14 protein-coding genes and 1 riboswitch are annotated in these 13,033 nt (G+C 36.7%); of the genes, 4 read left to right on the forward strand and 10 right to left on the reverse strand.

The window, feature by feature from the left end; genetic code table 11:
- Positions 1 to 62: 62 nt before the first annotated feature.
- From IV36_RS06710 to IV36_RS06720, 3 genes are read right to left on the reverse strand one after another with little or no spacing between them, the layout of a single operon-like run.
- On the reverse strand, positions 63 to 737 hold the full coding sequence (locus IV36_RS06710) for an energy-coupling factor transporter transmembrane component T family protein (protein WP_056991437.1): 675 nt from the start codon (positions 735 to 737) through the stop codon (positions 63 to 65).
- Positions 738 to 2,147 carry an ATP-binding cassette domain-containing protein gene (locus IV36_RS06715; RefSeq protein WP_056991438.1) on the reverse strand — a complete coding sequence of 470 codons (1,410 nt, stop codon included), beginning with the start codon at positions 2,145 to 2,147 and terminating at the stop codon, positions 738 to 740.
- Positions 2,144 to 2,704 (reverse strand): ECF transporter S component, encoded by a 561-nt coding sequence (locus IV36_RS06720; protein ID WP_056991439.1) that lies wholly within the window; start codon positions 2,702 to 2,704, stop codon positions 2,144 to 2,146. Before IV36_RS06720 ends, IV36_RS06715 begins: the two co-directional genes overlap by 4 nt.
- A 113-nt stretch (positions 2,705 to 2,817) precedes the next feature.
- A riboswitch (TPP riboswitch) is annotated at positions 2,818 to 2,907 on the reverse strand.
- A gap of 313 nt (positions 2,908 to 3,220) precedes the next feature.
- Between IV36_RS06720 and IV36_RS06725 the strand changes: the two genes are divergently transcribed.
- From IV36_RS06725 to IV36_RS06735, 3 genes are all read left to right on the forward strand, one after another.
- Positions 3,221 to 3,472 carry a hypothetical protein gene (locus tag IV36_RS06725; RefSeq protein WP_235810265.1) on the forward strand — a complete coding sequence of 84 codons (252 nt, stop codon included), beginning with the start codon at positions 3,221 to 3,223 and terminating at the stop codon, positions 3,470 to 3,472.
- A gap of 23 nt (positions 3,473 to 3,495) precedes the next feature.
- Positions 3,496 to 4,887: a TrkH family potassium uptake protein gene (locus IV36_RS06730; RefSeq protein ID WP_082623730.1), complete on the forward strand. Its 1,392-nt coding sequence runs from the start codon at positions 3,496 to 3,498 to the stop codon at positions 4,885 to 4,887.
- 101 nt (positions 4,888 to 4,988) lie between these two features.
- The gene (locus IV36_RS06735; protein ID WP_056991442.1) at positions 4,989 to 6,161 is read left to right on the forward strand and encodes an SAM-dependent methyltransferase; all 1,173 of its coding nucleotides are present in this window, start codon (positions 4,989 to 4,991) and stop codon (positions 6,159 to 6,161) included.
- 62 nt (positions 6,162 to 6,223) lie between these two features.
- Here the strand turns inward: IV36_RS06735 and IV36_RS06740 are convergent, their stop codons facing one another.
- The gene (locus IV36_RS06740; RefSeq protein WP_056991443.1) at positions 6,224 to 6,586 is read right to left on the reverse strand and encodes a winged helix-turn-helix transcriptional regulator; all 363 of its coding nucleotides are present in this window, start codon (positions 6,584 to 6,586) and stop codon (positions 6,224 to 6,226) included.
- Between the two features lie 174 nt (positions 6,587 to 6,760).
- Here IV36_RS06740 and IV36_RS06745 point away from each other — a divergent pair, with 174 nt between their 5' ends.
- On the forward strand, positions 6,761 to 7,771 hold the full coding sequence (locus IV36_RS06745; RefSeq protein ID WP_056991467.1) for a zinc-binding alcohol dehydrogenase family protein: 1,011 nt from the start codon (positions 6,761 to 6,763) through the stop codon (positions 7,769 to 7,771).
- A 258-nt stretch (positions 7,772 to 8,029) separates the two neighbouring features.
- Here IV36_RS06745 and IV36_RS06750 read toward each other — a convergent pair whose 3' ends face one another.
- The 6 genes from IV36_RS06750 to IV36_RS06775 form a co-directional block, all read right to left on the reverse strand.
- Complete coding sequence (locus IV36_RS06750; RefSeq protein WP_056991444.1) at positions 8,030 to 8,791, reverse strand: SDR family NAD(P)-dependent oxidoreductase; 762 nt, start codon at positions 8,789 to 8,791, stop codon at positions 8,030 to 8,032.
- Between the two features lie 219 nt (positions 8,792 to 9,010).
- Positions 9,011 to 9,961, reverse strand: a complete 951-nt coding sequence (locus IV36_RS06755; RefSeq protein ID WP_056991445.1) for a zinc-binding dehydrogenase — start codon at positions 9,959 to 9,961, stop codon at positions 9,011 to 9,013.
- A gap of 84 nt (positions 9,962 to 10,045) precedes the next feature.
- The gene (locus IV36_RS06760) at positions 10,046 to 10,615 is read right to left on the reverse strand and encodes a cadmium resistance transporter (protein WP_056991446.1); all 570 of its coding nucleotides are present in this window, start codon (positions 10,613 to 10,615) and stop codon (positions 10,046 to 10,048) included.
- A 161-nt stretch (positions 10,616 to 10,776) separates the two neighbouring features.
- Positions 10,777 to 11,925 (reverse strand): MFS transporter, encoded by a 1,149-nt coding sequence (locus IV36_RS06765; protein ID WP_056991447.1) that lies wholly within the window; start codon positions 11,923 to 11,925, stop codon positions 10,777 to 10,779.
- Between the two features lie 76 nt (positions 11,926 to 12,001).
- Positions 12,002 to 12,295, reverse strand: a complete 294-nt coding sequence (locus IV36_RS06770) for an ArsR/SmtB family transcription factor (RefSeq protein ID WP_010078138.1) — start codon at positions 12,293 to 12,295, stop codon at positions 12,002 to 12,004.
- 103 nt (positions 12,296 to 12,398) lie between these two features.
- The gene (locus IV36_RS06775) at positions 12,399 to 12,899 is read right to left on the reverse strand and encodes a GNAT family N-acetyltransferase (RefSeq protein ID WP_235810269.1); all 501 of its coding nucleotides are present in this window, start codon (positions 12,897 to 12,899) and stop codon (positions 12,399 to 12,401) included.
- Positions 12,900 to 13,033 lie beyond the last annotated feature (134 nt).

Genomic DNA, 13,033 nt, shown 5'->3' on the forward strand with positions numbered 1-13,033 from the left:
AACCAGGCCCTATTTGAAATGAAATTTCTTTTTTGCCAGTTCTATTTTTTATCGTAGGTAACTTACCAAGGACGTACAAGAAATGAAAAAATAAAATAAAGTAGGATTAGGAGAGTAGCTAAACCCCATTGCCATTTTGGTAAATTATCTTTATAAGTGAGAGTTCGCGCTGCTCCTTCGGTAAATCCTTGAGATGTCATGGCCTCAGCCAAATCCTGCGACCAATTTAAGGCTACGATAATAATACGAAGATAAAGGCTTGGATTCCAAAAATGATAAGTAGTGCCACGCATCATAGCTGAATAGCGAATTGTCTTGTACTGGTGTTTTATCCTGCCCAAGAGGTTGAAGGATGCTAGTAGTCCATAGACAAAAGTTGAGGATAGTTTCAGATGAAGCGATAAACTCAACAAAATGTTTTTGACAGAAACTGTCAGCGTGACAATTGCTCCCAAATAGAGATAAGCATATACACGAGAGGCGTAGATCCAGGCAGTGTGCCATACATCCCCTGTTCCGAACATAATGAACGACCACCAACTACCCAAGGCAAGTGGGAAAGCATATAGGCTAGTCAGAATTAGTAATTTACCGGACGCCTTACAGTAGCAAAGATAAAGACAAGTGACGAAGATAACGACAATATTTGTTGAGACACTATGGGCAAAGGTGATTTGAAGACCAATACCAAGCATGATGATCACCAAAATTGTAGGATTAATCCTTTTGCTGCTCAATCAGAATTCCCCCAATCGCTTAATAGTCTGTTCATCCATCAGTAATTCATAATCAATATGTTCAACAACGCCTCTTCGCTGATGTGAGATTATCAGTGTTGAAAGTCCTAGATCCTTAGTAGTTTGTTTGATCAGCATTAGCAAATTTTCGAGAGAATTAAGGTCTAATCCCGCAAAAGGTTCGTCAAAGAGCATTATAGGTTGGGACATGATTAATATGATAAGTGCTTGTAATTTTTTTTGTTGCCCCCCTGAAAGCTGATAATTAACGTGCTTTAGCACATGAGTGAGATCAAGTTTATTGACTGCATCCTGAATTCTTTGAGCTGTCCAATATTCAGGGTGAAGTGAATTTGATTGTGAAAAGCCAAGCTCTTCATCTGCATGAAGTTTGATAAATTGATCACTGCTGTTTTGGAAAATATTGGCAACGATTCTGGCCCAATTGCGCAGTCTAATTTTTTCAGAAGGTTTCCCATTATATAGGATGTTTCCACTATATTTTTTTTGATGAGAAAATGCGGCAAAAAGGGTTGACTTGCCAATGCCATTATCACCAGACAAAAGGCCAACATATCCTTTAGGAATATTGAGTGAATTTGGCGACAATAACAGTCGCTCTCCAACGCGAAAGCTTAGATTATGCCATGAAAAGACGGCATTGTCAGGCAAGTTCTTCTGCATAACTTTCGTTTGAGCCGGTAATTTTGCGAGCTCGGTTAGAGGTAACTCGGCCAAGGTCTGTGAAGACAATTTAATTTCATACAGGTGGTCAACGAGCCCATCATAATTTGAAATATCGTGATCTGAAATGAAAATAGTCTTGTGTTGAGTTAGTTGTAACTGTTTCAATTCATCCAAGATCACTAGCCGTGAAGCGCTATCAATATTGGCAAACGGCTCATCCAAAAAGATAATGGAACTATCGAGTACAAGAACGGTTGCTAAAGTCACACGTTGCTGTTCACCCCCAGAAAGTGTTTGTAATACCCGGTCTCTGAATTGCCATAAGTTTGATTTTTTGAGGACTTCAGTCGCTCTCTTTTCAATTAGGTGAGTTGGATATTGAATATTTTCTAAAGCAAATACTAGTTGTTCAAAGACAGTTTTCATTGCAAATTGCCTGCTAGGATTCTGGAAAAGCATAGCAACATGACGGGCACGTTCAAAAGGTACGATATCTGCAATTTCTTGTCCATTAAGCAAAATCCGGCCATTGTTTTTGATACCGCTATATTGTGGATATAACCCAGCCACTAGCTTGAAAAAAGTAGATTTTCCGCTTCCAGAAGGACCAATCAGCAAATTAAATGAATTTAGTGGCAATTCAAAATTAAGATGCTCGAATATTGGCTTGGAATCAATTGAATAAGTAAAAGTCAAGTCTTCTATTTTTAAGGAAATACTCATTTAATCAATCCCGATCTATTTACTAATTTTTTAATCCAATATACTAATACACCTGAGAAGAAACCAATTGAGACAAAGCGTATTACGAAGAGACTGACTAGCAATCCAATATGGTATACGCTGTATCCACTTTGAAACCAGTCCCAGATGAAGGTAATAATGGTCGAACCGATTGCAGATAACAACAAACCAAGCTTTCCCCAATTCTTGTAGCCTGTAGCAGCAAAGCCAAGTTCATTGCCAACTCCTTGAATGAAACCGGAGATTAGGGTAGAGGCACCCCAGCTTGAGAACAATAACATCTCAACGGCAGCTGCTAATAACTCACCTACGACAGATGCACCGATTTTTTTTAATAATACTCCAGCCAAGGGGCCTGCCATGATCCATACACCGAGTGTTAGATCATTTGCGTAGGGTTTGAGTGGTGTTGCAGCTATTGCATAGTAGGCAAAGCCCCAAACCTGATAGATAATTCCGAAAAAAATAGCAATGATTGCCAAGAAGATTACATCTTTGACAGACCAGCCTTTTTTTTTGTGATCAACTGTTTGCATAATAATCGCTCCCTTTAAAATTTTGGAGACAACAAAAAGAAATGAATTGCGAAAAAAAGCCACCATACTCTATGATGAGTATGCCGGCAGCTTGTTTGCTTTGATTAATATGACATCAACCGATACAAAGCTCCCTCCGCTGGCATTGTCCAGATCAGGTCAATGGGTAATTCTCAGCCAATTAGGCACCCCAGTTTGTTAATCTCTTAAAAACAAGTTCAGTCTAACAAAGATTTTGTAAAATGTAAAGATATAAATGTTGTATAACAAAACAATAATCTGATTCTTTTCTGAACTAGGATGGATGTGTTTTCTTCGGCTAACGCTGAATCACTCATACAAATTAGGCAATAAATAATTTAAGGTGGATACTTGGAGCCGTCCAACTATAATTGAATCGTGTTCTTCTTAATTAGTCTGAATGGTAAATTAGCGGTATAATTAATGTTGTTGGTTATCAGTAAGGTATTGAGCATGGCTAACTTTTTGGAATAAGCTTGATTTTGAGGAGGAATAATGGTGAGCAACGAAAAAAGAAATGATCAAAATAAACAAATTATTGAAGTTAATGAATTAGGTGAGCCTTTCAGTGAGAGGACACATGTCTCTTTTATCTTTAACAGACAGCATTTTAAGGGGATTGTTGAAAAACAGTTGAAGAACTCTGCGATAATTGATTTTGATGATGAATATAGCGGCTCTGAGACAGCACTTGACCTAAAACAAAAAGTTGTAATAAGTTACTCAAAGATGAAACTGTTAAATTAATTTTGTAAAGGAAAGATAAAGTAATGTTTGGTATTGCGACTCTTTGGACTAGGATAAGTAAGATAAGAGAAAGATTTACCCCGATTCAGTTGCTGGTTACGACATATTTCGGACTAATTGTGATAACTTTTTTTCTACTATGTCTCCCCCTTTTTAGGTACCCAGGAGTAAAAGTATCATTTCTGGATACCTTTTTTATGGCTGTTTCAACTATCAGTGTGACAGGACTTAGTACCGTTTCTCTCCATGAAGTCTACAATAACTATGGGATATTCTTGTTAGAATTTTTATTCCAGATAGGTGGTTTTGGGGTAACAATGATAGCGACTGTCGGCATGGTTATAACTGGACAAAGAATTTCGCTGCATCATCGACAATTAATTCAAGTGGATATGAATCAGCCACGGTTGAGTGGAACTGTGCGATTGGTTTATTCGGTATTTGGATTGATGATGGCCCTGCAGTTTGTTTCAGGAATTATATTCTCAGCGTATCTATATCTGACTGATAGCTTATATGACTTAAAAAGTGCTATTTTTGAGGGATTTTATATTGTAATTTCGGCCGTCACAAATGCAGGCTTTGATGTAACAGGCAAGTCGCTTATGCCATTTCGACATGACTACATTTTCTTGTTGTTGATAATTTTGCTGATTCTGATTGGTGGAATTGGATTTCCAGTTTTGACAGAATTTCGTGAGTGGCTGTTCTTGAAGATAAGGACACATGGTAAGGGAAAGTACCGCTTTTCGTTATTTTCCAAGATTGCTTTTCTTTTTGCAGTCATCTTTTTTGTGGTAGGTGCAATATTGATTTTTCTCTCCGAGGCAGGTCATAGTTTTGTTAATATGCCATGGGGTGAAAAGATCGTCACGTCATTGTTTTATAGTGCTACGACACGAAATGCGGGGTTGCAGTTAGACTCTCTTACAGGATTTCGAACAACAACTTTACTGCTATTTTCGATACTGATGTTTATTGGGGCTAGCCCAAGTTCAGTTGGTGGTGGTATTCGAACGACGACAATTGGGATTTTGATGTTATATATGATGGCATTCATTCGTGGACGAAAGAACGTTAATATTTTTGGAAGAAGAATCGGACAAGATGATATTCAAAAAGCTGTAGTGGTTGTCAATCTGTCGTTAATGCTATGTGCAGCTGCAATTTTGGTTTTATCTTTTACTGAGAAGGCTAGCTTGATTTCATTAGTTTTTGAGGTGGCCTCAGCCTTTGGGACCACAGGCTTGTCGCTAGGAATTACAAGTTCGCTTAGTCTGGTTGGTAAATGTGTAATAATCATGTTAATGTTTGTTGGTCGTGTAGGGATGTTATATATGTTGATGTTGTTTGTTTCTAAGCGGGAACAAGATTTTAATTATAAATACCCGACTGAAAAGGTTATAATTGGTTGAGGGCTACTTTTGGTATTTATTGTTTAGAATAAAGAAAAAATAGTGTTAAAATTGTATTGTTTGATAACAAAAGATTAGTGGAAGGTAGATGACATTTTACTGTGCTTGATAAAATTTTTTACAAGAAACTATTGAGTAATTCTTTTAGTATCCCAGTACGTGTAAATTATTGGGATGGAGAAAGTGAAGTTTATGGTGAAGGGACTCCAGAAGTTGAGATCACTTTTAAGGAACCTGTCCCAATTAAGGAAATAATGCGTAATGCGTCAATTGCTTTGGGAGAAGCATATATGGATGGAAGAATCCAAATTAATGGTTCTATTCAAAAGTTAGTTAAGGCAGCTTATGATTCAGCTGAAAGCTTTTTCTATAACAGCAAGTTAAAGAAGTTTTTGCCAAAACAGTCTCATTCAGAAAAAAGCAGTAAGTACGATGTTCAGAGTCACTATGATTTGGGAAATGATTTCTATAAGTTATGGTTGGACCCAACTATGACATATTCTTGTGCATATTTTGAACATCAAGATGACAGTCTGGAACAAGCCCAGATGAATAAAGTACGCCATATTATTAGAAAACTAGATCCGCAACAAGGGAAAACATTGTTGGACATTGGATGTGGCTGGGGAACTTTGATGCTGACTGCGGCAAAGGAATTCGGCTTAAAGGTTTCAGGAATAACTTTGAGTGAAGAACAGTACAAATTTGTTAAAAAGAGAATTGCTGATGAGGGACTTGAAGATCAGGCTGAAGTATACCTTGAAGACTATCGTGAATTAAAGCATGAGCCATTTGATTATATTACTAGCGTTGGGATGTTTGAACATGTTGGCGAAGAAAATTTGGAAACATACTTCAAAACAATCGCCAAGTATTTGAGTAATGATGGTGTCGCATTAATTCATGGTATAACGAGACAGCAAGGCGGAGCATATAATGGCTGGATTAATCAATATATTTTCCCAGGTGGATATGTTCCAGGTCTGAATGAGAACTTGAAGCATATTATTGATGCTGGGATGCAAGTCTTTGATATAGAGACACTAAGACGTCATTATCAACATACACTTGAGATCTGGGATGAAAACTTCAAGAATCACTTAGATGAAATATCTGAGAAGATGGATGAAAAATTTATCCGAATGTGGGATCTATATTTGCAAGCTTGTGCCGCTTCATTTGAAGCAGGGAACATTGATTGTATCCAATACCTGATTTCTAAGGGACCAAGTGGGAAAAATTTACCACAAACACGTGATTATATTTATGAATAGAGAGAGGGGGGACTGAGATTTTTATCACAGTCTCCTTATTTTTTTGAAAGATTGGGCTGTGGTTAGTTACCAGTTGTCATGTTATCTTTTGCAATTTTCCTTTGATTATAGTATGTGCCCCATTCTTCCATTGACTTGATTACAGGGATTAATGTTTCTCCGAACGCAGTTAATTTATAATCAGTTTTTGGAGGCATCACAGGATAGATAGTTTTTTCAATTACACCGTCACTTTCCAATTCTTTTAGCTGAAGAGCTAACATTCTATGAGAACAATCTTTCATGTTACGTTGCAGTTCACCGAAATGGCAGACATCATTTTTAATAAAATGGTACCAGATCACAGATTTCCATTTACCGGATATTATTTGCAAAGTACTCTCTACAGGGCAGCCGGCCTGACAATTATAGACTTGCCGTTTCATATCAATATTCCTCCGAATTCAATTAGCGTTACTTTCATACTCATAATAATAGACCATTTAAATAATTTTCACTAGTGAAGAACTTGTTACTAGTTACTGAATTTTCAATATTGCAAGATATTGTTAATTAATTACTATAGAGTATGAAAGAAGGAAATGCAGATGAGACAGATGATGAAAGCGATAGGGTTAAAAAAACATTTACCAATTGATGAGGAAGAAAGTTTAATTGAATTTGAAACATTCAAACCGGTTGCAAAGGGACATGTTAAGGTAAAGGCAGTATCCGTTAATCCTGTGGATGTTGGTGTTAGAAAAAGTGGGAATGGTATTTTAAAAAAGCCAAAGATAATTGGTTGGGATGCTGTTGGAGTTGTAGAATCTGTGGGGGAGAACGTGTCCTTGTTCAAAAAGGGAGAACTTGTTTTTTATGCGGGTTCTTTTAAACGTTCTGGCAGTAACAGTGAGTACCAATTGGTTGATGAGAGAATTGCTGGACATGCACCGCAGAAGCTGACAATAGCACAAGCTGCTGCAATGCCGTTAACGTCGTTGACTGCATGGGAAGCACTATTTGAGCAGCTTGAGATTGACCCGAATGATAAGAAAAAGAACAACGAAAAAACGATTTTGATTATTAATGGGGCAGGCGGTGTTGGTTCTATCGCAACACAACTGGCTAGTTGGGCAGGCCTAAAGGTAATTGCAAGTGCGTCCAGACCAGAAACTATAGAGTGGGTCACACAGTTGGGAGCTGATAAAGTCGTAAATCATCGTCTAGATTTGGTACATGAGGTTAGAAAACTCGGTTGTGAATATGTGGACTACGTTTTGGAATTGAATGATTTGGATGGTCACTGGAATGAAATGGCAGAGCTGATAAAACCAAGCGGTAAAATTGCATCCATTACGGAAAATAAGCGACCCGTCAATTTACGTAAGCTAACGCAAAAAAGGGCAACATTTGTCTGGGAGTGGATGTTTACAAAGTCTTTTTATCAGACAACGGATATGATTACTCAGCATGAGATTTTAGAAAAGATCTCATCTCTATTAGATCAGGGAATTATAAAAACTACTTTAAACAAAACGTTCATACCAATCAATGGTTTAAATCTAAAAGAAGCTCACAAAGTAGTGGAGTCCAATCATATGATTGGTAAAGTCGTTGTCAGTGATGATTGAAAAGTGAAAGTTTTTCGTTATGATATGTGACAGGAATGTTTTATCTAAGTAGATTCAAAGAAGATTAAATAATATGATAAGAATGGAACACATTGATATGCAATAATAGAGAAACTGATTCAGAATATAACCTTTGAATCGACTCCAAAATACCCCCAAGGTAAAAGTTTTTACCTTGGGGGGTATGCCTCAGATACTGGGGCCTTTTTTATTTGTTGAAAGTAGTTCATCGATTATACGATTGTTAGATTTGAAGTATTATTTTTGAACAGGTTGTCCGCTATAGATTTCAAAACCAGCGGAAACTGGGATATTTTCGCCAGTAATTGGATTGGATTCATCAGAGGCTAAGAAGTACATGACACGCGCAATATCATCAGGTTCTGCCAATTTTCCCAAGGGACTAGCCTTTTTAAAAGTGTCAATTACTGATTGAGGATTAGCTTTAAACATTGGAGTCATCGTTGGTCCTGGATTAATATTGTTGACCCTAATGCCGTATTTGCCGTAGTCAAGAGCCATTGCACGAACCAAATTGACTAAAGCTCCCTTAGCAGCATTATAGGCAGCCATGTTATAATCACCTGTCAATCCGGAAATAGATGCAGTATTGACAATTGTTCCAGCTTTTTGTTCTATCATGTCCGGTACAAATGCTTTTGTCATCAAGTAAACAGATTTTACATCAATTGCCATGATTCTGTCCCAAGCATCTTCAGCAACTTCATGCAAGGCACCCTTGGTAAAAATACCAGCGTTATTAATAACACTATCAACTTTACCAAATAGTTGACTAGTTTTAGTCTTTAGATCTGTTACAGATGCCGCATTGGACACATCAGTTTGCTGAAAAGCAATTTGTTTTTTGGAATATTTTGATGACAATTCTTTGTATACTTTTTCACCAAGTTCTTTATTAAAGTCCGCTATCATAACATTCCAACCTTTGGACAGGAATAACTTTGATGCACTAAGCCCCATTCCTGATACACCACCTGTAATTACAACAGTTTTAGCCATTCATAACTCCTCCAATAACCAGTAATTTGTAACATAATTAACAAGTATATTCTACACCAAACTTTATTTTAAGAACAGTTAAATGCCGTGGATTAAGATTATTTAGAGTTTTTTGCAAAGAATGTTTTGATGGAAAAGTGACACATCATTTTTTCTCTTGTCAAGTGCGATATCGATTATAAATTTTGATCATCATCCTTTTATTTCAAAACGGCTGACTTAAGGAACCAACAAAATTTTGCCGGTACTTTTTCCCGATTCTAAGTATTCATATGCTTTTTGACCTTCAGACAATGGGAACGTTGTGGGGTCACTAATTTTGATCTTACCTTCTTTTAGATATTTAAATAACCTTTGACTGCGTTTTTTCCGCTCGATTGCACTGGTCAAATAGTCCCATAAGTCCCCTGTCAAGAGACTTTTTGATTGAGTTAATAATTTTATTGGATCGATTTTAGGTGGATTACCGCCTGACATTCCAAAAAAAATAACTTTCCCCTTGCTAGTAACAAGTGACAGACTTTGTTCCAATGTTTTTCCTATGCCATCGTAAATAGTATCAAATTTTCCATAGTAATCTTGATCCCAAGGTGTAGTTCGCAAAAAAACCTTTTTAGCTCCCTGCTGCAGGGCCAAAGACTGCTTCGCTGGTGTTGAGGTGGTCCCATATACATTCATTCCATCGCTGGTCAACATTTGAGATAGTATTTGACCAACGCCGCCACTGATACCATGGATGAATACATTGTCTCCAGGTTTATTTTTCCCAAGATCATGAGCCAGAAAATCTGCCGTTAATCCTTGTAGTCCAACAGCAGCAATTATTTTATAGTCGAGATTTGTCGGTACATTAATTGCATTTTCGGTTGGGACACTAACATATTCTGCATTGGCAAAAGGTACGTCCACAAAGAATACTTTGTCTCCTAGCTTGAAGGTGTTGACATGATTACCAACAGCGACGACTTCTCCCAGCCCCTCGTAACCGTTGATATAAGGTTGATGCTTCTCAATGTGATAAGTACCGCGACGCCGGTATATATCGGCAAAGTTTAAGCCAATGTATTTGGTTTTAACTAATAATTGGTCTGCATTTATTTGGGGAGAATCAATTTTTCCATATTTTAAAACAGAATTATCTCCAAAATCGTTGAAGTATAGAGCTTGCATATTGACACCTCTAACATTAAATTGTATTTAATCTTAGAATAATATGAAATTTAATAAGGTATGTTTCAAGCACATTAATTTTACTTAAAACAAAGTAATAATATGTTTAACCAATCCTGCATCAAGCATGACAAAAAGTCTGATAAAAACATAAATGATTCTGCATAATTGTGTACCCCAATGCTCAAAAATATTTTTGATAATAGGAAGTTGTCCAAAGAAATAAGCTAATGTTAAAGATATGGCGGTCAAGAAAAGAAAGTAAATCATTGTCACTACGATGTCTGCCAATGCCATTGTTGCAAGAACTGGGACATAGACGGCTATGTTATCAGCGCCACAGCTGGCTAGGTACATGAGTAAAACAGCGGTAATTCCCTTTTTTGAAATTGTGTTGGTTTTACTGCTATGATCTTCTTCTTTAATTCCCATATAAATTGGAATTAATCCGAGAAATCCAATAACCCAAGCAGGAATAAGACTTTGAATTAATTGGCCGGCAAGTGCACTGATGCCAAAAATCAAAAGCATCCCCAATGCATAACCGAATAAGTTGTCCTTAAAATTATATTTTTGAAGTAGGAATAATAAAATCACAAAGAAATCAAGATTAACTCCAATAAAGAGCATCGTGACCAGTGGCAGATTCTGCATAAGATCTCATCCTTCCGTGAATTAAGTAACATATATCGATAATAACATATGTTATTATCGATATATGAAATAATAAACATATCCTTATACGTAGAAGAAATGATTTTCAAAATTATTATTTAAGTTAGTCATAGTGGCAGCGGAGATACAATTAAGCATTTTCATTTTTTAAAATATCCTTGATGTGCGTACAGAAGCATTGCTAAAAAAACACCGATAACTGTAAAGGCCGATATGCCAAAAAAGCCAGGGAAATTTCTAATTAGAATTCCTCCAAAAACTCCGCCAATAGCTTCACCCAAGTACATAGATGCATTGGATAAAGCTGACATCGTTCCTCTTGCTTTTGGTGCAGTAGCTTGAAGTGTGCTCATAAATAAAGGGAAAATAGCTCCACCAATAAAGTAAATAAACGATAAAATTACGGTAGCAATGATGGCAGAAGGCGAAAAAGGCAGAATAATATAACCAAATATAAAAAGTAGAAATTCCAGAAAAAAGGCTTTAGGTAAGGTTAGTAAGTGCACGATATGTGATCCAGTAAGGCTTCCGATAAATTGACCAAGGCCGATAATTAAGACAAAACCGCCAATAGATGCAATGGGTAATGAAAAGTTATTAGAAAACCAAGTTCCAATAAAAGAGAAGGCACAAAAATTAGCCATCTGAAATAATAAATATGAGAATAAAAGTTTCAGAGCTTGTTTATTCTTGAAGAAATTACGATAAATACTGAATGAAGTTGCCCTAGTGTTTGTTTTATCTAAGTGAGGCATATAAGTTATAACTAAAATGGTTAATATTAACGCAATAGTGCCAACAAAAAAGAATGGGAATCGCCAAGACCAGCCAGCTAAAAAACTACCTAAAGGAACACCAATAATTTGAGCAAATGCTAATCCAGAGGTAGCGTAACCCATTACTTTTACAACCTGGTTTTTAGGAAAAATCTGGGGAATAGTGGCCCAAATTTGGGGACTAGCAGAAGCAGCAGCTACGCCCGCAATAAAGCGTGTAATTAACATTAGTGAAAAGGAATTTGCTAGGCCACATGCAGTAGTAGCCAAGGAGAAGCAAATTAAACCACTCACTAAAATCAGCTTACGATCATGATTATCTGAAAATGGTCCGATAGTTATGGCCCCAAGCATATAACCCAGTGCATAAAAACTGACAATTAAACCAGAGAGGCAAGTAGAGATGCCATAGTTCTTTGTCAAAGTGGGAAGGAGTGGCGAAACTAAAAAGGTATCTGTTCCAATAACAAACATTACCAGGAAAAATAAAAAAGATAAACGACGATATTTCATAACTTCCTCCAAATACAATTTTATAGTTTTATAATTATCAAACAATAGAGCAAGAAAATAAGCACAAATGTGCTCATTAAAGGTGCGATAATAATCCAGGAATTAATGTTTCAATCCAATCTTTATTCAAACTAACATATTTTTGTCGACCTTGGGTACGGGTACTGGTAATGCCAATCTCTCGCAAAGTTCGTAAATGATAAGACATAGTTGATTTATCAATCTCTACATGCTGATTTAACTCGTTACACCCCATCTCGTGACCAACACTGTAGAGCATACAAACTATTTTATAGCGTCCCGGATCGGAAAGAGCAAAAAAGATACGTTGCTTTAATTCGGTTTTTTTATCCAATTGCTTGATATCCATAAAACAATCATCTCACTTCAATTAAGATTTTTCAAGACCAATAATAGTATTGAGTGCTTTGGAAGGAAGTTGAACAGATTACACTTCTTTAGAAAATTGAATGTTAGGAATCAATTTTTTCCCATTCCTCCCTAAGTAATGACCAGACATTTTCATCATGAAACCCATCGGCTAACAACTCATTTGCTCGAAGTGAGCCATCAAAATGAAATCCGGCTTTTTTTGCAACACCATTACTACGGGCATTATCTACTGCCGCGTGAATTTCAACTTTATGAACGCCATAGTCTCTAAAACCAAGATCACATATTCCTGCAACAGCTCGGTGCATGATACCATTCCCTACATACTCAGTCCCTAACCAATAACCTATATCTGCGTATTGATTTATTGTGTTAAATTTATTAAAGCTAATCATTCCTACAGGTGTATTTTTGTACAGAATAACCGTATTCAATGAGCGCGCATTACCAAAATTTCTTAAGATGCCTGTAAGAAACTTTTCCTCTTCTTCAACACTTTTCATTCCAGGAACCCACAGCAACCAAACTTGTAGCTCTTGTCGGCTTTTTTCAATAATTTGAAAAAGAGGTTTGGCATCGATTTAGGGCCTAGGTAGCGCCAGACTTACTTCAGAATCAATTTGGTGTATAAACATGTTTTTCTCTCCTTAAAAAGTATTAATTTCAGTGTACTTTACCGGCTGCCTAAATTTCAATTCATTTTTTTGCTCTCTGC

It is taken from the genome of Liquorilactobacillus mali, from assembly GCF_001437155.1.
In the GTDB taxonomy this organism is placed as follows: Bacteria; Bacillota; Bacilli; order Lactobacillales; family Lactobacillaceae; genus Liquorilactobacillus; species Liquorilactobacillus mali_A.